Here is a 23990-nt window from a genome sequence, read left to right as displayed (position 1 = left end):
GTATGGCACGGATGTTACGCGTCCGTTGTCCTCTTGTGGGATGCCGCACGGGTGGGTCAACCTTTCGGAGGCGACGGCCCGTTGAGCACGATTGATTGTCATGGTCATGTCTTTTCGGTCGTCGACCCCCCGCAACGCACCACCTATGAGGAGGACCCCTCACATGTCCGTGATGCGTCACACCCGCCGCAGGATCGCCGGCGTCAGCGCCACCGCCGTGGTCGCCCTCGCACTCGGCGCGGCCGCCGCGTTACCCGCCTCGGCGGCCGGCCCGGGCGCCCAGGGGCCCCTGGGCGTCATCGAGAACGCAGGCGCCGCCGGGTCCGTCCCCGGCAGCTACATCGTGACCCTGGACGACTCCGCCGCCCGCTCCACCGCCGAGAGCGGCAAGGCGGTCGCCAAGCGGTACGGCGCGAAGATCGACCGGACCTACAGCGCCGCCCTCAACGGCTACTCCGTCGAGGTCTCCGAGGCGCAGGCCAGGAAGCTCGCCGCCGACCCGGCCGTCAAGTCCGTCGTCCAGAACCGGGTGTTCACCGTCGACGCCACCCAGCCCAGCCCGCCGTCCTGGGGCCTGGACCGCATCGACCAGCGGGCGCTCCCGCTGAACCAGAGCTACACCTACCCGGACAAGGCCGGTGAGGGCGTCACCGCCTACATCATCGACACCGGCGTGCGCATCACCCACCAGGACCTCGGCGGCCGCGCCACCTACGGCTACGACGCCATCGACAACGACAACACCGCCCAGGACGGCCACGGCCACGGCACCCACGTCGCCGGCACCGTCGGCGGCACCGCGTACGGCGTGGCCAAGAAGGCGAAGATCGTCGGCGTCCGTGTCCTCGACAACAACGGCTCGGGCACCACGGCCCAGGTCGTCGCGGGCATCGACTGGGTGACCCGCAACGCCGTCAAGCCGGCCGTGGCCAACATGTCGCTCGGCGGCGGGGCCGACTCCGCGCTCGACACCGCCGTGCGCAACTCCATCGCCTCGGGCATCACCTACGGCGTCGCGGCGGGCAACGAGTCCACCGACGCCTCCACCAAGTCCCCGGCCCGCGTGGCCGAGGCCATCACGGTGGGCGCCACCACCAACACCGACGCGAAGGCCAGCTACTCCAACTACGGCAGCATCCTGGACATCTTCGCCCCGGGCTCCTCCATCACCTCCTCGTGGGGCACCGGCGACACCGCGACGAACACCATCTCGGGCACCTCGATGGCCACCCCGCACGTCGTGGGCGCGGCGGCCCTGTACCTCTCGCAGAACCCGGCGAGCACCCCGGTGCAGGTCCGTGACGCCCTGGTCGCGGCGTCCACCCCGAACGTGGTGACCGGCCCCGGCACGGGCTCCCCCAACCGCCTGCTGAACGTGGGCACCGGCACCACCCCGCCGAACCCGGGCACCCGCTTCGAGAACACCGCCGACTACGCGATCAACGACAACTCCACCGTCGAGTCGCCGATCACGGTCAGCGGGATCTCCGGCAACGCCCCGGCCACCCTCAGCGTGCCGGTCGACATCAAGCACACCTACGTCGGTGACCTGAAGGTCGACCTGGTCGCCCCCGACGGCACCCTGTACAACCTGCGCAACCGCTCCGGCGGCAGCGCGGACAACATCGTCCAGACCTTCACCGTGAACGCCTCCTCCGAGGTCGCCAACGGCGTCTGGAAGCTGCGCGTCGCCGACCTCGCGGGCGCCGACGTCGGCAAGATCGACAGCTGGGCGCTGCAGTTCTGAGGCTCGGCATCCTGAACCCCGCCCGGGGGACCGGGCGGTGAGGGGCGCGACGACGGGCTGGATCGCGCGGTGAACACGGGGGCGACCGAGTAGTCGGTCGCCCCCGCTGCGTACTATTTCGCGCATTCGTTCGCCCCCTGTGATGGAGTACCTCACCCTGTGAGCACCCCGGCCCCGCAACAGCCCCCCGCCGGCCCCGGCCACCAGTGGCCCCCGCCCTGGGGGGCGCCGGTGCCGGTGCGGCCCCACCCGCCGGCGCTCAACGGCTTCGCCCTCGCCTCCCTGCTCGTCGGACTGCTCTGCCTCCCGCCGCTGGGGATCGTCTTCGGCGGGGTGGCGCTGGTGCAGATCGCGCGCAAGCGGGAGCGCGGCAAGGTGCTGGCGCTCGTGGGCCTGGCGGTCTCGGTGGTGATGACGGGCCTGCTGGTGTTCGGCGTGGGCCGGTACGGGGACGAGGTCCTCGACGGGTTCGGCCCTTCGGCGGGGCCGGAGACCGCCGAGGGCGAGCTGACCGACGTCTCGGAACTGCGGGCCGGCGACTGCTTCAACGTCCCCGCGGGGGACCTCCTGGCCGAGCGTCCGCTCCTCTTCCGCATCGGCTGCGACCAGGTCCACGACGCCGAGGTGACCGCCAGCAGCCTGCTCGGCCAAGGCGCCTTCCCCGGCGCGGCCCCGCTGCGGCGGACCGCCGAGGACGCCTGCTGGAAGGCGCAGGACGCCTACGCGATGGACACGTGGGCGCTGCCCCGGTACGCGGGCATGTACTACTTCGCCCCCACGCGGGAGAGCTGGCGGCGCGAAGGCGACCGGCGGCTCCTGTGCCTGATCGGGACGGCGGACGAGGAGCACACGGGCAGCCTGCGCAAGGACGTGTCGCGGCTGACCGGCGACCAGGTGGCGCTGCTGGGCGTGCTGAACGCGGCGGACCAGGCCCTGGGGCGCATGCCGTACGAGGAGGTCGACGAGGCCCTGACGGAGTACCGGACGTGGGCGCGCGAGGTCGACACCGCGCTGGGCGCGGAGGCGCGGATGCTCCAGGGGGCCAAGGGGCGGCCCGACGTGGGCGCGGCGGCGGGGGCGCAGCTCAAGGAGATCGAGGCGGCGCGCAAGGAGTGGCAGAAGGCCTCCCGCGCGGCGCGGCCGGACGATTTCCAGCGGGCGTGGGACGCGGCGCTGGCGGCGACCTCGGTGCGCACGGAGAAGGCCCTGCGCGGGGCGTACGGGCTGTCGACGACGGTTCCGGAGTGGCTGGAGGGCCCCCTGCCGGGCCCGGGCGGCGGCCCGGGGCGGGGTCCCTCGTCGGAATCGATCTGAGGTCCTGACGGTAACGCGCGGTAAGGGGTTTGAGTGACCAGGCTTCATCACTTCGAGTGAAACTCTGGCCCGTGCTTGCGCAGCTCAACACTCGGTTGCCAGGGTGTAGCTGTCTGTCAACCTGATGGGAGTGGCCCGTGACTTTCGGTGAGCAGCCGGCCTATCTGCGCGTCGCCGGTGATCTGCGACAGAAGATCGTCGATGGGTCCCTGCCCCCGCACGCCCGGCTCCCTTCACAGGCCCGGATCCGCGAGGAGTACGGGGTCTCCGACACCGTGGCGCTGGAGGCCCGCAAGGTCCTCATGGCGGAGGGGCTGGTCGAGGGCCGCTCGGGCTCCGGCACGTACGTCCGCGAACAGCCCGTACCGCGCCGGGTCTCCCGCTCCGGCTACCGCACGGGCGGCACGTCCACGCCGTTCCGGCAGGAGCAGGCGGAGTCCGGCGCGCGCGGCACGTGGGAGTCGAACAGCGAGCAGACGGGCGCCCCGGCCCAGATCGCGACCCGGCTCGGCATCGAAGCGGGCGACCGGGTCATGCGCACCCGGTACGTCTTCCGCGACGCGGGGGAGGCGATGATGCTCTCCACCTCCTGGGAACCGCTGGCCGTCACCGGCCGCACCCCGGTGATGCTGCCGGAGGAAGGCCCGCTGGGCGGCTCCGGGGTGGTGGACCGGATGGCCGCGATCGACGTGGTCGTGGACAACGTGGTCGAGGAGGTCGGCGCCCGCCCGGGCCTGGCCGAGGAGATCATGTCCCTGGGCGGGGTCCCGGGCCACGTGGTCCTCGTCGTGAGCCGCACCTACTTCGCCTCGGGCCGCGCGGTGGAAACGGCGGACGTCGTGGTCCCGGCCGACCGCTACCGCCTCACCTACCACCTCCCGGTCCGCTGACCCCGCCCGGCGGGGCTGGATTTCTCAGCCCCGCCGGCGTTTGAGGCGCGGGGTCCGGGGTGGAGCCCCAGGGAACGGTGGAAGGGCGGGTAGGGGATCACCCCGCGCAGCGGCCCACCCGGCCCCGCCTCCCCGCGCCGCACTGGACGGCGGGCGCGCGGTCCCGCAGTCGTAACCCTGCGGTGACCCGCCACGCGTCGGCGTAACCCCCCGGCGATGCGGCTGGGTGACGGTTCGTCATGCAATCCGGCGTCAGGTCTCAGACGTGAGTCAAGGCACCCTGGTGAAGCGACAGTCCGGGCATCGCGCCCGGCTTTCGCTCTCGCCTGCCGAGGTGTTGAAGGCCGACGGTCAGGCGCACGCGGCCCGCACCATGTGGAATCTCCTCCACGTCTGGTGGCGGATGATGCCGAAGGAGAAGCGGACCCTGGCCAACGCAGATGCCGCGATGCGCCAGGCCCGCGTGGACATGGACTTTCTTGCCGTCCTTCCCGCGCAGGCCGCGCAAGCGGTGTTGAAGACCTACTTCCAGGCGTGGAAGAACTGCTGGGACGGCCGTGCCGACGCCCCGAACTTCAAGGGTCGGCTGCGCACGGTGATGTCCGTGGACGTCCCGCAGGCACGGGACCTGAACATCACCCGCGTCCATCGTCGCTGGGGTATGGCCAACATTCCCAAGGTGGGTAGGGTCCGGTTCCGGTGGACCAAGGACCTTCCGGTGGGCAAGCGTGCCGACACGGAGAACCGGATCACCGGGGCCCGGCTGGTCAAGGACGCTCTCGGCTGGCACATCACCTTCCGCGTCCAGACCTCGGAGGCTCAGCCCGAGCCCCACCAGGGGCCGGAGGTCGGCATCGACGTGGGCGTCACCGTGCCCATCGCTCTCTCGGATGGCGAAACGTACGAGCATGGCGAGTGGCTGACCGACAAGGAGAAGACCAGGCTCCTGCACTTGGAGCAGCGCGCCGCGCGGCGTAAGCGCCACCGCAAGCCCGGCGAGCCAACCAGCCGCCGACTGCACCACACCTACGACCAGATCGCAGGACTGCGCGCGAAAGCCAAGCGCCGGGCCGTGGACTGGCAGCACCAGATGACCACCGACATCGCCCGCACTTACGGCACGGCTGTGGTCGAAGCTCTCACCATCACGAACATGGTTAAGTCGGCCAGGGGAACCATGGAAGAGCCGGGGAGGAACGTTGCCCAGAAGTCTGGGCTGAACCGCTCGATCAGCGGGGAGGCGTGGGGCCGGACAGTCGTCAGGCGCGCGAAGCGCGTCAAGCCCGCTGCCGCATGGTAAGCAGGAATCTCCCGGCCTCAGCCGGGAGAGCACTTCAAGCCTCGTTCACCTTCATCTTCTTCGGCCTCGAAGGCTCGAGCATGGCCCAGGCCAGGCGCCAGGCGGCCGGGCTGCCGCTGGAGATCGTCCATCTCCTCACCAGGCTCATCGTCGTCCCGATCTTCTTCCGTGACATGGATGCGCTAGCCAAGGTCCAGGCCTGGACCCAGCCCGTCTGGCTGGCCGTGCTCGCCGCCGGGCCCGGCGGGGCAGTCGTCGGGGCCGCCGACTGCCCGGTGCAGGCAGGGCCGGTGGCCCTGCCGATGCCCTCCGTACGCCGGGTCTGAACCGGCGTGCACGGCCCGCTCGTACGCCTGGCCGGATGCCTACACCCCCGGTGTACCTCTTCGTGAAAAACCGTATCCGCTCCGTAAAGGTCGGGCGTAAGGTCGGGCATATGCGCAATGCGGTTTCCCGGGCAGGTACGTCGGCGGAGGGTGAAGCCTGATGAACGACAGCGGTGCCCTGCTCCCATGGCTGGTGATACGTCAGGACGACAACGGCAACCGCTACCGGGTGGGCCGGTACCCCACCCGGGCCGAGGCCCAGAAGGTCGTCGACAGCCTCGACGACCGCGGACACAAGCAGCTCTACTGGGTCGAGCGGATCGGACAGGGCAGCCAGACCGCCACCACGAACTGACGGCCAGGCCCTGACATAGGCTCCGTCCATGACTGAACGCGTGGTCGTGGGCGGAGCCCTTTGTCATGACGGTCGCCTGCTGGCCGCCCGGCGCAGTGCGCCCCCCGAGGTGGCGGGCCGCTGGGAACTCCCCGGCGGGAAGGCCGAACCCGGCGAGTCGGTGCCCGAGGCGCTCGTGCGCGAACTGCGCGAGGAGCTCGGCGTCGAGACCGAGGCGCTGGAGCGGATCCCGGGGGAGTGGCCGGTGCGGCCGGGCCTGGTCCTGCACGTGTGGACCGCCCGCCTGCTGTCCGGGGAGCCCGCACCGCTGGAGGACCACGACGAGCTCCGCTGGCTGGCGCCGCACGAACTGGACTCGGTGGACTGGCTCGACCAGGACCGCCCCGCGGTCGCCGAAGCCGGCCGCCGGCTGAGCGCCGGACCGGCCGCCGCGCCGCGCGCCGGGTCGTAGGGCGGAGCGGACTGCGGGCTGCGCGCCGACCGAGCGCCCGCCGAGCGCCGGGCCGCGCCCCGTGCCGCACGTCGGGGCGCACCGGGGCGCGTGACGCTCCCGCTGTAGGCCGTCTGCGCCACAGTGCGCCGGTGCGTCGGGGATCGGGTGGTACGACGCCTCAAATATCGGGTATGTCGCTATTAGTCCCTATCTCGTCCCCCTTTCGTCACCGACGAACCGGACTGGGGTCGCTGGCGGCCCGGGAAGTGATCGGCGTGATCGACACAGACGGTGAGTGCGCCGAGTGGGCCTTCCCCGCCGAGCCGGGCGCCGTCCGCACCGCCCGCCACGCCGTGCGCGGCACCCTGCGCTCCTGGGGCCTCGACTCCGTCGGTGACGTGACCGTCCTGCTGGTCAGTGAGCTGGTCACCAACTCCCTGCGCTACGCCTCGGGCCCCATCGGGGTCCGTCTGGTCCGGCGCAATCCGGCCGCCCCCGACCTCGCCGGCGGGCCGGCGCTACTCGTGGAGGTCTCCGATCCGCTTCCGGATCCACCCCGCGAGCGGGTCGCGAACCCGGACGACGAGGGCGGTCGCGGACTGCACCTCGTCGCGGTCTCGGCGCAGCGCTGGGGAACCCGCCACGGGAAATCGGGCAAGACGGTGTGGTTCGAGTTGGCTCTTCCTGGTGAGTAACAAGGAGAAGGGTGGCGGGGGGTCCCCCTGAGCGCGTCCGGGGGGAGACCGCTGGACGTGGCCGGAAAACAACGGGACCCTTTTGTGATCGTGAACGCCGTGCCGTACCGGGCCGTGGTGCTGAATACTTCGGTCATGGCCGGTCCGGTTGCGGTGAGCTGGAGGGGACGGTCGCGTGAGCGAGATACCTGCGCAGGCACATCAGGCCCGAGTGCCCGGGGAGACTTGGCACGACTCCTTGTGGCACAGCAGCCCGCCTGGCTCGATATATGACTACATAAAGGTTGCTTCGTTCTCGATCGGTCCTGACGGGCTCGTCGACCAGTGGAGCCTGCGCGCCGAGGAGCTGTTCGGGCTCACCGCGGCCCAGGCGGTCGGGCGCGATCCGGTCGACGCCTTCATGCCGCCGGAGCTGCGCGCCGGCGGGCACCGCAAGGTCGCCGAGATCCTCGACGGCAAGGAATGGACCGGCCTGGTCCCCTTCCGGATCCCCGGGGGGAACGGCGCGCACGGCGTGGCCGAGATCTATGTGATGCCGACCCAGACCGAGACCGCCGAGCGGGCCGCGCTGTGCGTCGTGGTCGACGTGCGCGCCCTGCGGCGCATCGAATCCGATCTTGCCGCTTCGCAGGCCATATTCGGCCAATCTCCTTTCGGGTTCCTGCTCTTCGGTACGGACCTCACCGTGCAGCGCGCCAACCGCCGCTTCGCGACCGTCTTCGGCGGCGCGGCGGAGGAGCACCGGGGCCGCACCGTGCACGACTACCTGCCGCCGGAGGAGGCCGACCGGATGGCCGAAGCCCTGCGGCGGGTGCTGGCGACCGGCGATTCCGTCACCGACCTGAGGATCACCGGCGCGGCACCCGGCAGCCGCGACAAGCGCCACTGGTCCATCAACCTCTACCGGGTGCACGGCGGCACCGGCCGCCCCATCGGCGTCGCGGGCCTCGGCACCGACGTCACCCGCCGCCACCTCGCCGCCCGCGAGGCCGCCGGGGTCCGGCGCAACCTCGCCCTGCTCAACGAGGCCGGGCACCGCATCGGCAACTCCCTCGACCTGGAGACCACCGCCCGCGAGCTCCTCGACGTCACCGTCCCCGGCTTCTGCGACCTGGCCGCCGTCGACCTCTACCAGGGGCTGCTGCTCGGCGACGACGACCGGCCCGCCCGGCCGCAGGGCCCCGGGGTGCCCTCGCTGCCCGGCCAGGGCGCCGGGCGGGCGCCGTCCGCGCCGCTGCGGCGGGTGGCCTTCGCCTCCGCCGTGTCCGACGCCCCGCTGTCGGGTCCGGGCGCGCTGGTCTCCGTAGGGGAGGCGCACCGCTACCCGGCCGCCTCGCCCGGGGCGCTGGCCCTGCGCACCGCGCGGCCCCGGCTGATCGAGGGGGGCGGGGCCGACGACCTCGTCCAGTCCACGCTGATCGTGCCGCTGGTCGCCCACGACACCGTGGTGGGCCTCGCCCAGTTCTCCCGTACGAAGGGCAGCGAGCCCTTCGGCGAGCGGGACCGGGCCGTGGCCGTGGAACTGGCCGCGCGGGCCGCCGTCTGCATCGACAACGCCCGCCTGTACCGGCGCGAGCACGAACGGGCGCTGATCCTCCAGCGCAGCCTGCTGCCGCCCGGCGACCCGGAGGCGGCCGGCCTCGACATCGCCTGCCGCTACCTGCCGGGCAACGCCGCCACCGAGGTCGGCGGCGACTGGTTCGACGTCATCGAGCTGCCCGGCCACCGCACCGCCCTCGTCGTGGGCGACGTGATGGGCCGGGGCCTGCGGGCCGCCGTCGCCATGGGTGAACTGCGGACCGCCGTACGGACCCTGGCGCTGCTGGACCTGGAACCGGCCGAGGTGCTCACCGCCCTCGACGAGGTCGCCCGCGGCCTCGGCGCCCCCGGCGGCTCCCAGCAGGCCTCCCGGGCGGCCCTGCACTCCCGGGACGCCGACCGCTCCGAGGTGTACCTCGCCACCTGCGTGTACGCCGTCTACGACCCGGTCACCCGGCGCTGCACCATCGCCAACGCCGGCCACATGCCGCCCGTCCTGGTCGAACCGGCGGAGGAGGGCGCCGAGCCGCGTCCCGGCCTGCTGCTGGAGATCCCGACCGGGATGCCGCTCGGGGTGGGCGGCGAACCCTTCGAGGAGGTCGAGGTGGAACTGCCGGAGGGGGCCCTGCTCGCCCTGTACACCGACGGGCTCGTCGAGTCCCGCGACCACCCCCTGGAGGAGGGGCTGCGCGGGCTGCGCCAGGCCGTCGCGGATCCGGCCCGCCCGCTGGAGGAGGTCTGCGACCACGTCCTGGACAGCCTCCACACCCGGCACGGCGAGGACGACATCGCCCTGCTGATGGCGCGCGTGCAGGGGCTGCCGGTGGACGCCGTCGGCGACTGGCAGCTGCCGCGCGAGGCCCGCTCGGTCGGCCGGGCCCGGGAACTGGCGCGGGGGAAGCTGCCCGCCTGGGGTCTGGAGGGGCTGCTCGACACCACGGAACTGCTGGTCAGCGAGCTGGTCACGAACGCCCTGCGGTACGGGGAGGGAGAGATCAGGCTCCGCCTGCTGCTGGACCGGACCCTGGTGTGCGAGGTCTGGGACGCCAACCTGGCCCAGCCCCGCCGCCGCCGGGCCCGCGACACCGACGAGGGCGGCCGCGGCCTGCAGCTCGTCGGCCTCCTCTCGGCGGGCTGGGGGACCCGCCGCACCCACCGCGGCAAGACCGTCTGGTTCGAACTCCCGCTGCCCATGCCGGGCGGCGACGGCGGTCAGGCCGTCACCGAACTGTCCGCGGAGCAGCTGCTGAGCATGTACGGGTAGGCCCCGGACCTGCCCCGGCGCGCGGCCGACCGCAGAGCTATACAAGCGTCTTGAACAACTGTCATAGACGCGCGTATAGTTCTGCGTGTCGAGACCGACGCCACCGCAGGACACAGGGGAGACCGCCATGAACCGCACGCAGCAGCCCGTCCGCTCCGCCCTGACCATCGACGGACGCCGCCTGTCCTACCTGGACTTCGGCGGACCGGGCCGGCCGCTCCTCGCCCTGCACGGGCACCTGTCGGAGGGCGCCTCCTTCGCGCACCTGGCCGAGGCGCTGGGCGACGAGTGGCGGGTCGTCGCCCCCGACCAGCGCGGCCACGGGGACTCCGACCGGGCCGACGACTACACCCGGGCCGGCTACCTCGCCGACCTCGTCGCGCTGCTGGAACACCTGGAGCTGGGGCCCGTCCCGCTCGTCGGGCACTCCCTCGGCGGGATCAACGCCTACCACCTGGCCGCCGAACACCCCGGGCTGGTCTCCGCCCTCGTCAACCTCGACGGCCCCGTCGACCTCCCGCACCAGGAGGTCAGCCCGCTCGCCTTCCTCGCCCGCCTGCCCTACACCGCCGCCACCCGCGAGGAACTCGTCGCCGCCTGCGGCCCCGTCGGCCCCGTGCTCGCCCCCGGGATGCGCCCGCTGCCCGGCGGTGAGGGCTGGCGGCTGGCCTCGCACCCCCAGGACACCCTGGACTCCGAGAGCCACGTCCACGGCGACCACTGGGAGCAGTGGCTCGGCAGCCACTGCCCGGCCCTGCTCGTCCACGGGCGGAGCAGCCAGGTCCTGCCCGGCGAGCAGGCCGCCGCGATGGCCGCGCGGCGGCCCGGGACCAGCTCCGTGACCCTGGAGGCGGACCACTTCGTACAGCTCCAGGACCCGGCCGGCGTCGAGTCCGCCGTCCGCACCTTCCTCGCCGGGCTGTGACGGCCGGCGCCGCCGAACCGCCTACGCCGCCCGGCCGGCCTTGAGCGCGGCGAGGCGGGCCTCGATCTCCGAGGTCTTCCCCAGGTCCTCCAGCGACTCGAACTGCGCGTCCAGGGAGGAGGCCGCCAGCTCCTGCTTGCCCATCGCCATGGCCTCCTCCCGGCGGACCTTCTCCTCGAAGCGGTTCAGGTCGCTCGTCGGGTCCAGGACGTCGATGTTCTTCACCGCGTCCATCATCGTGTTCTGCGCCTGCGCCGTCTTCGCCCGCGCCACCAGCTCGTCCCGCTTCGCCTGGAGCTCCGTCAGCTTGGTCTTCATCGAGCCCAGGCCCGACTTGAGCTTGTCCACCACCTCCGTCTGGGCGGCGATCGTCGGCTCGGCCGTCCGCGCCTCCTTCTCCGACTGCATCTGCCGGCCCAGCGCCACCTTCGCGAGGTTGTCGAACTTGTCGGCGTCCGCCGCGGACCCGCCCGCCCGCAGCTCGTCGCCCTTCCGGCTCGCCGCGAGGGCCTTGGCGCCCCACTCGGAGGCCGCGTCCACGTCCTCCTTGTGGTCCGCCTCCAGCATCCGCAGGTTCCCGATGGTCGTCGCCACCGCCTGCTCCGCCTCCGAGATGTTGTTCGTGTAGTCGCGGATCAGCTGGTCGAGCATCTTCTGCGGATCCTCCGCCTGGTCCAGCAGCGCGTTGATGTTCGCCTTCGCGAGCTGGGTGACACGGCCGAGGATGGTCTGCTTGCTCATGGTCGGTCTCTCCTGGTGATCCCGATGAGGGGGTGAGGGGTCGTCGTCGGGTCTGCGCGGTGCCGTGCGGGTGTCAGAAGCGGCCGCCACCGCCCATCCGGCCGCGGGTGCCGCCCCCGCCGAAGGAACCGGGGCCGCGTCCGCCGCCCCCGCCGAAACCGCCCCCGCCGAAGCCCCCGCCACCGCGGCCCCCGCCGAAGCCGCCCCCGCCGCGCAGGATCTCGCCGAGGATGATCCCGCCCAGCACCGCGCCGCCGCGGCCGCCGCCCGACTGCCGGCCCGCGTACGGGTCCTGGTACCCCCGCACGTCCTGCTCCGCCAGCTGCTGCGCCTGCCGGGCCAGCGAGTCCGCCTGCTGGGCCTCCGCCAGCGCGCCAGCCGGGTCCGCCGACGCCAGCGACACCGACCGCTCCAGGTGCCGCTGCGCCTCCGCCAGCCGGGTCCGGGCCTGACTGCCGACCGCCCCCCGGCTGGTGGTCACGTAGTCCGCCGCCGCGCCGATCGCGCTCCGCGCCGACAGCAGGGCCTGGTCCAGCAGCGCCGCCGCCCGCTGCCGGCCCGACTCCCGCTCCCGCGCCCCCGCCAGGGCCTCGTCCAGCGCCGCGTCCGCCTCCTCCGTCCGGCGCAGGGCGTCGATCGGGTCGTACCGGCCGGCCTCCAGCTCCCGCCGTACGTCGGCCAGCACCGCCTCCGCCCGGCCGATCCGCCCGCGCAGGTCCGCCGTCGAGGTGCCCTCGGCGGTGCCCGTGAGCAGGCCGCGCGCGTCGGCGAGGTCGCTGTCCGTCTCGGTCAGGGCGCCCGGCAGCTTCCCCGCCGCCTCCGCCAGCTCCTGCGCCCGCCGCTCCACCGCGTCCACCAGGGTCGCCGCCTGGTCCACCGCACCCTCGGCGGCCCGGACGTGCACCGCCGCCCGGCCCCGCTCCCCGGCGGTCAGCGCGGTCCGGGCCTCGCCGAGGCTGGTGGTCGCGAACAGCAGCCGGTCCCCGGCCTGCCCCGGGTTGGAGGCGACCGGCGCCGACGCCGAATCCGCGTACCGGGCCGCCAGCGCCGTCAAGGTCGCCTCCGCCGTCGCCGTCCGCCCGGTCAGCGCCCGGAAGTGCTCCTCCACCGTGGCCAGGGCCTGCGGGGCGTTCTTCTCCAGGTCCCGCAGCCGGTCGAAGGCCGCCGACTCCCCGTCGAGCCGGCGGCTCGCCTCCGTGCACCGCGCCACGATCTCGTCCAGCATCCGGCGCCGCGTGGCGTCGTCCTCCGGGTAGGCGTCGTCCAGCTGCTGGCGCAGCCGGAAGGCCTGCGTCAGCTCGCCCCTGGCGTACTCCACCGCCGCCGTGAAGGCCCCGACCGCCTCGTCGCCGAACTGCGCCGAGGCGAAACCGAGTTCCTCGGTGCTCGTACGGACCGCGTCGTCGGTCTCCACCAGCAGCGCCTTCGCCCGCGCGTCCAGCTCCGGCAGCGGCGCCGGCGGGGCCCCCGGACCCTCCCAGCCCGGGTGCGACGTCGCCGTACCGCGCCCCGCGCCCCGGCCCCGCTTGCGGCGGGAGTACGCGTACGCGCCGAGCGCCCCGGCCGCGCCGACGGCGACCACCGGGAGGACGAAGTCACCGGCCCCGTTCGCCCCGCTCGCCGCGTCACCGCCCGGGTCGCTCTCGCCGGGGGTGATGGCGGGCACCGGCACGGGCAGCCCGCCCAGCACCGCGTCGTAGCCGTTGGCGGCACCGATCGCGGCGCCCGCCCAGTCGTTCTGCTTCAGCGCCGGCTCGATGGCGGTCCGCGCCACCTCCGCGAGCTGCGCCTCGGTGAAACCGGAGTCCACATCGGCCGAATAGGCGTACTGGCGGGCTCCCGTGGCCACCGCCAGCAGCAGGTCGTCCTGCCCCAGGCCGTTCTTCTGCGCGGTCGCGTCCGCCCAGCTCTGCGCCGAACGGTCGGAGAAATCACGGACGTACGTCACGAACAGCTGCACCTTGCGGTCCGCGTACAGCTTGTCCAGCGCGGCCGTCACGGCGGGACGCCGGTCACCCAGCGCCCCCACCCGGTCGGTGATCTGCCCCTGCCGGTCCAGGGCGACGGGATCCTCGGCCCGGGCCGGCGGCGCCCCGGCCACCCCCCAGCCGCCGAGCGCGAGCAGCGCCGCGGCGAGGGCCAGCGCCGTGCGGCCCGTGCCGGTGGCGGCGCGCCGCCGCGCTCCGCTGCGCGTCCTGCTTCTCGGTGGAGTCACATTTGGGAGGGTATGGGCGGCCCCAAGGGCCCGCACCCGGAGGCGGCCCCACCCTCAGGGCAGCGCGACCGCCCTCAGCCCGGGGCGCGGCAGGACCAGCAGATCCCCCGCCAGCAGCACGTCCCCCGCACCCAACGACGGCTCCTCCCACTGCCGCCGCGGCTTGCCCGTCGCCAGGTCCAGCGCCGCCACGAAGGGCTGCGCCGACTTCCCCAGCAGCCCCCGCCGGCCACCCCGGGAAGCCCGCACGTACAGCACACCGCCGCGGATGCCCAGCAGCTCCAGGGCGCAGACCGTCCCCTCGCGCCGCGTCACCGGCCGCTGCCACAGCACTGCCCCGCTGCGCGCGTCCAGCGCGGACACCACGTCGGCGCCCTGCTCACGGCGGTGCGCGGCCACGTACACGGCGCCGCCCTCGACCAGCAGCCGGGACGCGGGAACACCCGGCTCGAACCCCCAGACCTCCTCGCCGCTGCGCCCGCGCACCGCCCGCAGCGTCCCGGAGTCCAGGAAGTGCACCAGCGCGCCGTCGAGGGCCGGCCCGCCCGGCGCCGGGATCCGCGGATCACCCTGCACCGCGAAGCCGGAGCCGGTACGCGCCCAGGACCACAGCTGCTCCCCGCTGCGCAGCCGCAGACCCCGGCGCCCCTCCCCGTCCCCCACGACCAGCCGGTCCGCCGCCACCGTCAGGGACCACGACGGGTCCTGCGCCACCGGATGCCCCCACAGCTCCTCCCCGCTGTCCGCGCGCAGCGCCGCGAGCCGGCCCGGCACGGCCGCCAGCAGCAGCTCCCCGGCCGGATGCAGCCGGGGCCGCCCGGGCAGGTCCCGCCACCAGCGCACCCGCCCGTCGCGCGGCTCCCGCGCCAGCAGCCGCGCACCGTCCGCCTCCGCGGGCGCCACCGTCACGTACACCGACCCGGCGTCGGCCGCGCAGTCCACCACGGCCCGCCCGGTGAGCGGGGCCGCGGACACCCCCTCGTCGGCGAAGGCCGTCCAGCGGGTCACCCCGGTGTCCGCCCGTACGCAGCCCACCTCGGCCCCCGACCGCCACACCACGGCGTCCCCGGCGGAGCGCAGGGAGTCAGGGTAGGCCGCCGTCCGCCACCGGTTCCCGTCCCGGTCGGGCAGCCGGGGCCGCGCCGCCCGGTCCGTGACCACCGTCGCCCCGTGCGGCGGCGGGGTGCCCGGCCCGGCCGCCACCTCGGCCAGCCAGGGCGTACCCGCCGTCGCCACGCAGTCCCGCGCGATCCGGGCCAGCTCCTGCGCCCGCGCCGCGGCGTCCGGCAGCTCACGGGCCCGCTCCGCCCGCGCGGCGGCGCGTACGGGGTCCAGCGCGGCCCGGGCGCCCTGCTCCACCCGGTCCCGGGCGGCGGCCAGGGAGGCCAGCGCGTGGTCGGCCTTCTCGTCACCCGCGCCCTCCGGGCGGCGCCCCAGCAGCGCGGCGGCCCGGGTCCGCAGCCGCTCCCCTTCGAGCTGCCCCAGCCGCCCGCGCGGATCCTGCCCGGCCGCCTCCTCGCGCAGCCAGGCGGCCCGCTCCTGAAGCACCTCGGGGAGTTCCGCCTCGGCCTGCTCCAGGGCCAGGGCCCCGCCCGCGGGGTCACCGGCCGCGGCCCGGTCCCGGGCCACCTGGCACAGCACCAGCAGCCGGGCCCCGGCGGAGCCGATCCGCTCGCTCAGCCGCAGGGCGGTCTCCAGGTCCCGCGGGGCGAGCGCCAGCACCAGGTCGTAGGTGGCGGCCGCCCGCGCCGCCGGGTCCGGGATCCCGGCGAGCTGCCGCTCGGCCTCCTCGGGGCGGGCCGCGGACACGGCCGTGGCGATCAGGGCCCGGAGCCGGTTCGCCGCCGGACCCTCGGCGAGGTGGTAGCCCGTCAGCTGGGCGGCCTGCTCGGGCGCGACCCGGGCCAGTTCCTCCGCCACCGCCCGCAGCGGCCCCTGCCGGTTGGTGCCGAACACCGTGAACAGCGCCTGCCGCGCGTCGGTCAGCAGCCGTACGGCCCGCGCCGGGGAGTGCGGGGCGGTGTCCCTGGCCAGTGTCGTCAGCAGCCGGGCCACCCGCGCCCCGTCGCCCTCACCTCCGCTCCAGGCGGCGAACTCCGCGTCGGCCAGCAGCCGTCGCGCCAGCCCCGTGTCGAAGCGGGCGGCCGCGTCCGCCGCGACGGCCAGCACCTCCACCCGGGCGGGCCGGTCGGGCGGCACCTCCCGCAGGTCCTCCTCCGCCTCGTGGAGCAGTTCCCGTACGAACTCCCGTACCTCGGCGGGGATCCCGCCCCCGGTCGGCGTCGCCGCCGCCGTCGTCGTCCCGGCGGGCTCCCGTACCGGCCCGGCCTGCGGCTCCACCACCTCGCGGGGCGCGGGCGGCCCGCCGGCCAGCGCCCGCAGCGCCTTCGCGACGGCCGCCGCCGACTCCGGCCGCCCGTCCGGGTCCTTCGCCAGCAGCGCCAGCACCAGCCGGTCCAGCTCCGGGTCCACCGGCGTCCCCGCCACCCGCAGCGAGAGCGGGGCGTCCTCGATGTGCCTGGTCATGAGCACGTACATCGGCTCGGCCGAACCGAAGGGCGGCTGCCCGCTCAGCAGGGCGTACAGCACGCACCCCAGCGCGTACAGGTCGCACCGGGCGTCCACGCGCTCGCCGCGCCACTGCTCCGGCGCCATGTACGGCGGCGTGCCGAACGGCCGCCCCGTGAGCGTCCAGCCCGCCGTCGCGTCGGCCGAGTGCGCGATCCCGAAATCGCAGATCTTGAGCCGGCCGCCGGGCAGCAGGAAGAGGTTCGCCGGCTTCAGGTCCCGGTGCACCACGGCCCGTTCGTGCGCGGCCGCCAGGGCCTCCGCCGTCTGCGCGGCCAGCTCCACCGCGACGGCCGGCGCCAGACCCGCCCGCTCCCGGGCCAGGACCGCCCCCAGGTCCTCGCCCGACAGCAGCTCCATCACGATGAACAGCCGCCCGTCGTGCTGCCCCACGTCGTGCACGACGGTGATGCCCGGATGCTGGAGCCGCGCCCCGATGGTGGCCTCCCGCCGGAAACGGGCGATCAGCTCCTCATCGGTCGCCGCCTCCAGCAGCACCTTCACCGCCACCGCCCGGTCCAGGGCCAGGTCGTGGCCGCCCCAGACCTCGCCCATGCCGCCGGCGCCGAGGCGCCGGTCCAGCCGGTACCGGTCCGCCAGTAGATCCCCCACCCGCACCGCGAAGCCCCCTGACACCACGTCACCCGACGAGTTCCAGGGGGCATTGTCCACGGCGGACGTGTCGAAAGGGGGTTCCTACCGGAGATCCGGCCGCCGCAGGATCTTGTTGCCCAGCCACACCAGCGGGTCGTACTTGCGGTCCACGGCCCGCTCCTTCAGCGGGATCAGCGCGTTGTCGGTGATCTTGATCCCCTCGGGGCAGACCTCCGTACAGCACTTGGTGATGTTGCAGTAGCCCAGACCGTGCTCCTCCTGGGCCGCCCGCTTGCGGTCCAGACCCGCCTCCGCGGCCGCGTCCAGCGGGTGCATGTCCAGCTCCGCGACCCGCATCAGGAAACGCGGCCCGGCGAAGGCGGCCTTGTTCTCCTCGTGGTCACGCACCACATGACAGGTGTCCTGGCACAGGAAGCACTCGATGCACTTGCGGAACTCCTGCGAGCGCTCCACGTCCACCTGCGCCATCCGGTACTCGCCCGGCCCCACCCCCTCCGGCGGCACGAAGGCCGGCACCTCCCGCGCCTTCGCGTAGTTGAAGGACACGTCCGTGACCAGGTCCCGGACCACCGGGAAGGCCCGCAGCGGGGTGATCGTCACCGTCTCGTCCCGCGCGAAGGTCGACATCCGCGTCATGCACATCAGCCGCGGCCGCCCGTTGACCTCCGCACTGCACGAACCGCACTTGCCCGCCTTGCAGTTCCAGCGCACCGCGAGGTCCGACGCCTGGGTGGCCTGGATCCGGTGCACGATGTCCAGGACCACCTCGCCGTCGTGCACCTCGACCGTGAAGTCCCGCAGCTCCCCGCCCTCCGCGTCACCGCGCCAGACCCGGAAGGCGGCATCGTAAGCAGTCACTCGTACAGCTCCTCTTCGGCGAGGTACTTGGCCAGCTCGTCCTTCTCGAACAGCGCGAGCAGGTCGGGGCGGACGGGTTCGGTCCTGGTCCGGACGAGGGCGATCCGGTCGGCCGCCGGATCGGCCGGGGCCGGGTCCACCGGCCGGCACAGCAGGTTCACCGGCCGCCACTCCCGCTCCATCGCCGGACAGTCCTCCCGGGTGTGCCCGCCCCGGGACTCGGTGCGCTCCAGGGCCGCGCGGGCCACGCACTCGCTGACCAGCAGCATGTTGCGCAGGTCCAGCGCCAGGTGCCAGCCCGGGTTGAACTGCCGGTGTCCCTCGACCCCGGCCCGGGCCGCCCGTACGCGCAGTCCCGCCAGCCTCTCCAGCGCCTGGGCCATCTCCGCCTCCCGGCGGATGATCCCGACCAGGTCGTTCATCGTGGTCTGGAGCTCCTGGTGGAGCGTGTACGGGTTCTCCGCGCCCTCCTGCGCGTGGAAGGGGGCCAGCGCCTCGGTGGCGGCCGCGTCGACCTCCGCCTGGGAGACGGCCGGGCGCCCCGCGGGGGAGGCGGCGTACTCGGCCGCGTGCAGACCGGCCCGCCGCCCGAACACCAGCAGGTCGGACAGGGAATTCCCGCCGAGCCGGTTCGAGCCGTGCATCCCGCCCGCCACCTCACCGGCCGCGAACAGCCCCGGCACGCCGACGGTGGCGGCGGTCTCGGAGTCGACCGCGATCCCGCCCATCACGTAGTGGCAGGTCGGCCCGACCTCCATCGGCTCGGCGGTGATGTCCACGTCCGCCAGCTCCTTGAACTGGTGGTACATCGAGGGCAGCCGCCGCTTGATCTTCTCGGCCGGCATCCGCGTGGACACGTCCAGGAACACCCCGCCGTGCGGGGTGCCGCGGCCCGCCTTGACCTCGGAGTTGATGGCCCGCGCCACCTCGTCGCGCGGCAGCAGCTCGGGCGGACGCCGGTTGTGGTCCGGGTCCTCGTACCAGCGGTCGCCCTCCTCCTCCGACTCGGCGTACTTCTCCTTGAAGACGTCCGGGACGTAGTCGAACATGAACCGCTTGCCCTCGCTGTTGCGCAGCACCCCGCCGTCGCCGCGCACCGACTCGGTGACGAGGATGCCCTTCACCGAGGGCGGCCAGACCATGCCCGTCGGATGGAACTGCACGAACTCCATGTTCAGCAGCGGCGCCCCGGCCAGCAGGGCCAGCGCGTGCCCGTCGCCGGTGTACTCCCAGGAGTTGGAGGTGGTCTTGAACGACTTCCCGATCCCGCCGGTCGCGAGCACCACCGCGGGGGCCTCCAGGACGAAGAACCGCCCGGACTCCCGCTCGTAGCAGAACGTCCCGGCGACCCGCTCCCCGTCCTTCAGACTGCGGTCTTTCAAAACCCTGGTCACGGTGCACTCCTGGAAGACCTTGAGCCGGGCCTCGTGGTCCCCGTACTCCTTGAAGTCCTCCTGCTGGAGCTGGACGATCTTCTGCTGGAGGGTACGGATCAGCTCCAGCCCGGTCCGGTCGCCGACGTGCGCGAGGCGCGGGTACTCGTGCCCGCCGAAGTTGCGCTGCGAGATCCGCCCGTCGGGCGTCCGGTCGAAGAGCGCGCCCCAGGTCTCCAGCTCCCAGACCCGGTCCGGCGCCTCCTTCGCGTGCAGCTCGGCCATCCGCCACTGGTTGAGGAACTTGCCCCCGCGCATCGTGTCGCGGAAGTGCACCTGCCAGCTGTCGTGGCTGTTGACGTTGCCCATGGAGGCGGCGATCCCGCCCTCCGCCATCACCGTGTGGGCCTTGCCGAAGAGGGACTTGCAGATCACGGCCGTCCGGGCCCCCCGCTCCCGGGCCTCGATCGCGGCCCGCAGCCCGGCACCCCCGGCCCCCACCACGACGACGTCCCACCGCTGCCGTTCCACCTGTGCCATGTCAGAAGATCCTCGGGTCGGTGAAGGTGCCGGTGGCCAGGAGGTACACGTAGAAGTCGCAGGCGGCCACGCTGATCAGGGAGGCCCACGCGAGCTGCATGTGGCGGGCGTTGAGGCGGCTGACCCAGCCCCACAGGCGGTAGCGCACCGGGTGCTTGGAGAAGTGCCTGAGGCGGCCGCCCATGATGTGCCGGCAGGAGTGGCAGGACAGGGTGTAGGCCCAGATCAGCACGATGTTCGCCAGGAAGATCAGCGTGCCGAGGCCCATGTGGCCCCACGCGTAGTGCGCGTCGCGGAAGGTCAGCGCGGTGTCGTACGTGAGGATGCCCGCGACCGGCACCGCCGCGTAGAAGAAGTAGCGGTGCAGGTTCTGGAGGATCAGCGGGAAGCGGGTCTCGCCGGTGTACGAGGCGTGCGGCTCGGCCACGGCGCAGGCGGGCGGGGAGGCCCAGAAGCCCCGGTAGTAGGCCTTGCGGTAGTAGTAGCAGGTCAGCCGGAAGCCGAGCGGGAAGACCAGGATCAGCAGGGCGGGGGACAGGCCCCACCAGCTGCCGAAGAGGTCGAGGTTGGGGCCGCCGCGCATCGTCTCGCAGTTCTCCGCCAGGCAGGGGGAGTAGAAGGGCGAGACGTACGGGGCCGCGTAGTAGTCGGCGTTGGCGAAGGCCCGCCAGGTCGAGTAGACGATGAAGGCGAGCAGTCCGGCCGCGGTGGCGGCGGGCGACAGCCACCACCGGTCGGTCCGCAGGTGCCGGGCCGCGATGGCGGCCCGGGAGGGGCCGTGGACGCCTCCGGGCCGCTGTGGGTGTGGTTCCGTGCCTGTGGCCAAGGGGAACTCCGGGTGGAGTGATGAGGGGTGGCCCAGGAGGCCCGGCCGCGGGTGCGGCCGGGCCAGATGGGGTGGGCGCGGTACGGGAACGGCCCGCGCGGGGCGGGCCCGGACGGGCTGGGGCCCGGACGGGCTAGGGGGCGCGGCGGTCGCGGGCGCCGAGGCCCTCGTCGTCGGAGTCCGTCCACAGGGTGCTGTCGTACGGGGTGTCCGGGACGGTGACCATCCCGCCCTGGCCGGGGGGCCTGGGGGCGGCCGGCGCCTGCCGGGCGACGTCCTTCTCCAGCCGTTCCACCGAGCGGACCAGCTCGTTGAGGTTGCGTCGTACGGCGGTCAGATCATCTTGCAGGGACATGATGTGCCCTCACTTCCGCGGGTGCGGTGGCCATGCTCACGGGCGCCTGCGAGTGTCGCGCCTCACGTCCCCGCTTGTGAAGGGACGTGCAGCGATTCCGGGCGCGCAGGCGCAAACCGTGCGCCCCCTCCCTGCCCCCATTTTCGTCCCTCGTCCGGGGGAACGCCTTCCCGGACGCAAGCGGGATTGGTCCGCACGGGTGGGCTTCGCGGCGTGGCGAGGGTCCGGTCCGTAGCAGCCGGGGGGCCGTCGATTTCAGTGGGTTTCGACACCGGTGTGATCAGCTCCATATACCGCCGAACGTGATCAAGACCCCGCTTTCACGGCCCCCACGCCCCGCCCCGGAGGTACCACCCATGACCCAGAGAACGCGCAGGTCCTTGGCGCTCCTCACCTCGGGAGTCCTTGCGCTGCCGCTCCTCGCGGGATGCGGGGCGGGCGAGGACGAGGGCGGGCCCGTAGCGGCCGGCCAGGACATCGCGACGACGGCCCGCGACCGGGTCGCCGACGGCGGCGTGCTGCGCTGGGCCGTGGACACCCTCCCGGAGACCCTGAACACCTTCCAGGCCGATGCCGACGCCACCACCTCCCGCATCGTGGGAGCGGTGCTGCCGCAGCTGTTCACGCTGGACGCGAAGGGGCGGCCGGTGGCCAATCCCGACTACCTGGAGAAGGCCGAGGTCGTCGAGCGCGAGCCCAAGCAGGTCGTGCTGTACAAGCTCAACCAGCAGGCGGTGTGGAGCGACGGCCGGGAGATCGGCGCCGCCGACTTCGTGGCCCAGTGGCGGGCCCTGAACGGCAAGGACTCGGCGTACTGGACGGCCCGCAACGCCGGCTACGACCGCATCGAGAAGATCGAGAAGGGCAAGACCGACCTGGAGGTCAAGGTCACCTTCAACAAGCCGTACACGGACTGGCGCTCCCTGTTCAGCCCGCTCTACCCCAAGCAGGTCACCGGCACCCCGGACGCCTTCAACGAGGGCGCCCGCGGCACCCTCAAGGTCACCGCCGGTCCCTTCGGCCTCGGGGCCGTCGACAAGAAGACCGGTACGGCGGCCCTGACCCGCAACCCGCGCTGGTGGGGTTCGCCCGCCAAGCTCGACACCCTCGTCCTGACGGCGGTGCCCCGGGCCGGCCGCCCGGCCGCGCTGGCCGCCGGGAAGGTCGACCTGGCCGAGGTCGACCGCGCGGGCGTGGACCGGATCTCTCTCGCGCACCGCAACGCCGGCAAGACCGACGGCTCCCACGGCCCGGGCGCCTCGCTGACGCCCGCCCAGGCCACCCTGTCCTGGGCGCTGGCCCACGGCGCGGACGAGGCCAAGGCGGTGGAGGAGCAGGAGAGCCGCCGCAAGAACGCCGAGGCGGTGAAGAAGTACGCCGACGAGCAGGCGGCCCTGCGCGGTTTCACGGTCCGCAGGTCGCTGGAGCCCGCCTACACGCAGCTCGCCCTGAACGGGGCCTCCGGCCCGCTGTCCGACGAGCGGGTCCGGCGGGCGGTGGCCCGCGCCCTGGACCGCAAGGCGCTGGCCGAGATCGTACTGAAGCCCCTGGGCCTGCCGGCGAAGCCGGTCGGCAGCCACCTGGCGCTGGCCGGGCAGCCGGCGTACATGGACAACAGCGACGCGCTGGGCGGCCAGGACACCCAGGCGGCCCAGGCCCTGCTGGCGGACGCCGGCTGGCGCAAGGGCGGCAAGCTCAGCGAGCCGGCCGGGGCCAAGGCGGGCGCGCAGAGCGCGGAGGGGGCGGCCTCGGACGACTCCAAGACCCCGGCGTCCCAGCCGGCGGCGGGCCCGGGCACCGGCAACGACGGCCTGTACATCGTGGGCCAGGACGACGGCCGCAACGGTGAGCTGCGGTCCGCGACCGCGAACCTGCCGGCCCGCAAGGCCCGCCCGGGCCACCCCGGCGCCCCCGCGGCCCCCGGCGCCCCCGCTGGCCTCACCCGAGGGGTCCCGGACGAGTTCGACGGGGAGATCGTCGACGCCGACGCCTTCGCCCCGGGCGCCCGCCCGGAGCAGCCCTCCCCGGCGCTGGCCCCGGCCTCCCTGGCCGCCGAGCAGGAGCAGGTCCTGCTGACGCAGGCCCGGACCGTCGACGACGGCAAGCGGGGTCCGGTCACCGAGGCCGGGGGCGCCGAGGAGGGCGCCGACGCCAAGGAGCCCGCCAAGGAGCCCGCCAAGGCCAGCCCGGCGCCCGCCAGCCCGGCGCCCGCCGGCCCGGCCAAGCAGGCCGCGCGCACCTCGGGCGCCATGCTCGCCAAGGACGGCAAGCCGCTGACCCTGCGCTTCGTCCTGCCGTCGGGCCCCGGTTCCGAGGCGCTGCGCGCGGTGGGCGAGCGGATCTCCCAGATGCTCCAGAAGGTCGGCGTCACGACGGAGCTGAAGAAGGTCCCGGACGAGAGCTTCTTCAAGGACCACATCGCCTCGGGCCAGTACGACCTGGCCCTGTACTCCTGGCCGGCGACGGCCTACCCGGCCACCGACGCCCGGCCGATCTTCGCCAAGCCGGAGCCGGCCGCCGACGGCTCGCTGCTCGTCGAACAGAACTACACCCGGGTCGGCACGGACCACATCGACCAGCTGTTCGACCAGGCGCTGGGCGAGCTGGACGAGGAGCAGTCCCGCGAGCTGATGCGCAAGGCGGACGCCCGGATCTGGGCGGCGGCCGGCTCCGTACCGCTCTACCAGCGTCCCGAGCTGGTGGCCGCCAAGCCGGGCCTGGCCAACGCGGGTGCCTTCGGCCTGGGAGCCCCCAGGTACCAGGACATCGGATGGAAGAAGCCCGCAGAAGCCAAGGACAAGAAGAAGCAGTGACAAACAGGTGCCAGACAGGTTGACCCACGGGTCACAAGCTCAGAAGTGACTCAAGTCCCTTGCCCGCCGCAGACCCGGCGGGCAAGGTCGTGCATACCCGTTGACCCGCATGAACACAGGCTCCACCCACAGCCGGGCCCCCCACCCCGAAACCCGGCTCCGCTCAGTCGTCCGGCCTCTTGACAGACCCCCCGGCAGGCGGTTCCCGCCAGCCGACGTACGATGGGGTAAGGCCGTGGCAGGTTTTCCGCCCGGTCGAGGCGCGCGTGCCGGACCGTACGCGTCGCCATCCACGATC

17 protein-coding genes and 1 pseudogene are annotated in these 23990 nt (G+C 73.7%); 11 read left to right on the top strand and 7 right to left on the bottom strand.

Going from position 1 to position 23990, the window contains the following annotated elements; genetic code table 11:
- Nucleotides 1-163: 163 nt before the first annotated feature.
- The 10 genes and pseudogenes from OOK31_RS12025 to OOK31_RS11980 all read left to right on the top strand — a co-directional run bounded on the left by OOK31_RS12025 (nt 164) and on the right by OOK31_RS11980 (nt 10788).
- Nucleotides 164-1747 carry a S8 family peptidase gene (locus tag OOK31_RS12025; RefSeq protein ID WP_267012428.1) on the top strand — a complete coding sequence of 528 codons (1584 nt, stop codon included), beginning with the start codon at nt 164-166 and terminating at the stop codon, nt 1745-1747.
- Between the two features lie 159 nt (nt 1748-1906).
- Entirely contained in the window at nt 1907-3061 is a 1155-nt protein-coding gene (locus tag OOK31_RS12020; RefSeq protein ID WP_267012427.1) for a DUF4190 domain-containing protein, read from the top strand.
- A gap of 137 nt (nt 3062-3198) precedes the next feature.
- Nucleotides 3199-3951 (top strand): GntR family transcriptional regulator, encoded by a 753-nt coding sequence (locus tag OOK31_RS12015; protein WP_267012426.1) that lies wholly within the window; start codon nt 3199-3201, stop codon nt 3949-3951.
- 265 nt (nt 3952-4216) lie between these two features.
- Nucleotides 4217-5209, top strand: a pseudogene (locus OOK31_RS12010) (RNA-guided endonuclease InsQ/TnpB family protein); the annotation flags it as partial.
- Between the two features lie 122 nt (nt 5210-5331).
- Nucleotides 5332-5577 (top strand): hypothetical protein, encoded by a 246-nt coding sequence (locus OOK31_RS39375; RefSeq protein WP_323188208.1) that lies wholly within the window; start codon nt 5332-5334, stop codon nt 5575-5577.
- Between the two features lie 160 nt (nt 5578-5737).
- The gene (locus tag OOK31_RS12000; protein WP_267012425.1) at nt 5738-5932 is read left to right on the top strand and encodes an SPOR domain-containing protein; all 195 of its coding nucleotides are present in this window, start codon (nt 5738-5740) and stop codon (nt 5930-5932) included.
- A gap of 28 nt (nt 5933-5960) precedes the next feature.
- Nucleotides 5961-6383 carry a (deoxy)nucleoside triphosphate pyrophosphohydrolase gene (locus OOK31_RS11995; protein ID WP_267012424.1) on the top strand — a complete coding sequence of 141 codons (423 nt, stop codon included), beginning with the start codon at nt 5961-5963 and terminating at the stop codon, nt 6381-6383.
- Nucleotides 6384-6631: 248 nt separating this feature from the next.
- The gene (locus OOK31_RS11990) at nt 6632-7060 is read left to right on the top strand and encodes an ATP-binding protein (protein WP_267012423.1); all 429 of its coding nucleotides are present in this window, start codon (nt 6632-6634) and stop codon (nt 7058-7060) included.
- 238 nt (nt 7061-7298) lie between these two features.
- Nucleotides 7299-9863, top strand: a complete 2565-nt coding sequence (locus tag OOK31_RS11985) for a SpoIIE family protein phosphatase (protein WP_267012859.1) — start codon at nt 7299-7301, stop codon at nt 9861-9863.
- A 127-nt stretch (nt 9864-9990) separates the two neighbouring features.
- A complete protein-coding gene (locus tag OOK31_RS11980) occupies nt 9991-10788 on the top strand; it encodes an alpha/beta fold hydrolase (RefSeq protein ID WP_267012422.1) in 798 nt (265 codons plus the stop codon).
- 21 nt (nt 10789-10809) lie between these two features.
- Here OOK31_RS11980 and OOK31_RS11975 read toward each other — a convergent pair whose 3' ends face one another.
- The 7 genes from OOK31_RS11975 to OOK31_RS11945 form a co-directional block, all read right to left on the bottom strand.
- Nucleotides 10810-11529: a PspA/IM30 family protein gene (locus OOK31_RS11975; protein ID WP_267012421.1), complete on the bottom strand. Its 720-nt coding sequence runs from the start codon at nt 11527-11529 to the stop codon at nt 10810-10812.
- Nucleotides 11530-11602: 73 nt separating this feature from the next.
- On the bottom strand, nt 11603-13630 hold the full coding sequence (locus OOK31_RS11970; RefSeq protein ID WP_267012858.1) for a YgcG family protein: 2028 nt from the start codon (nt 13628-13630) through the stop codon (nt 11603-11605).
- 168 nt (nt 13631-13798) lie between these two features.
- Nucleotides 13799-16984, bottom strand: a complete 3186-nt coding sequence (locus tag OOK31_RS11965; protein WP_267012420.1) for a protein kinase — start codon at nt 16982-16984, stop codon at nt 13799-13801.
- Between the two features lie 24 nt (nt 16985-17008).
- On the bottom strand, nt 17009-17785 hold the full coding sequence (locus OOK31_RS11960; protein WP_267012419.1) for a succinate dehydrogenase/fumarate reductase iron-sulfur subunit: 777 nt from the start codon (nt 17783-17785) through the stop codon (nt 17009-17011).
- Entirely contained in the window at nt 17782-19698 is a 1917-nt protein-coding gene (locus tag OOK31_RS11955; protein WP_267012418.1) for a fumarate reductase/succinate dehydrogenase flavoprotein subunit, read from the bottom strand. The genes OOK31_RS11960 and OOK31_RS11955 overlap by 4 nt, the downstream gene beginning before the upstream one ends.
- A gap of 1 nt (nt 19699) precedes the next feature.
- On the bottom strand, nt 19700-20524 hold the full coding sequence (locus OOK31_RS11950) for a hypothetical protein (RefSeq protein WP_267012417.1): 825 nt from the start codon (nt 20522-20524) through the stop codon (nt 19700-19702).
- Between the two features lie 133 nt (nt 20525-20657).
- A complete protein-coding gene (locus OOK31_RS11945; protein WP_267012415.1) occupies nt 20658-20879 on the bottom strand; it encodes a hypothetical protein in 222 nt (73 codons plus the stop codon).
- 356 nt (nt 20880-21235) lie between these two features.
- Here OOK31_RS11945 and OOK31_RS11940 point away from each other — a divergent pair, with 356 nt between their 5' ends.
- On the top strand, nt 21236-23692 hold the full coding sequence (locus tag OOK31_RS11940) for an ABC transporter family substrate-binding protein (RefSeq protein WP_267012414.1): 2457 nt from the start codon (nt 21236-21238) through the stop codon (nt 23690-23692).
- Nucleotides 23693-23990: the final 298 nt, after the last annotated feature.

Source organism: Streptomyces sp. NBC_00249, assembly GCF_026342355.1.
GTDB lineage: Bacteria > Actinomycetota > Actinomycetes > Streptomycetales > Streptomycetaceae > Streptomyces.
This window is presented reverse-complemented; position numbering and strand designations above follow the sequence as displayed.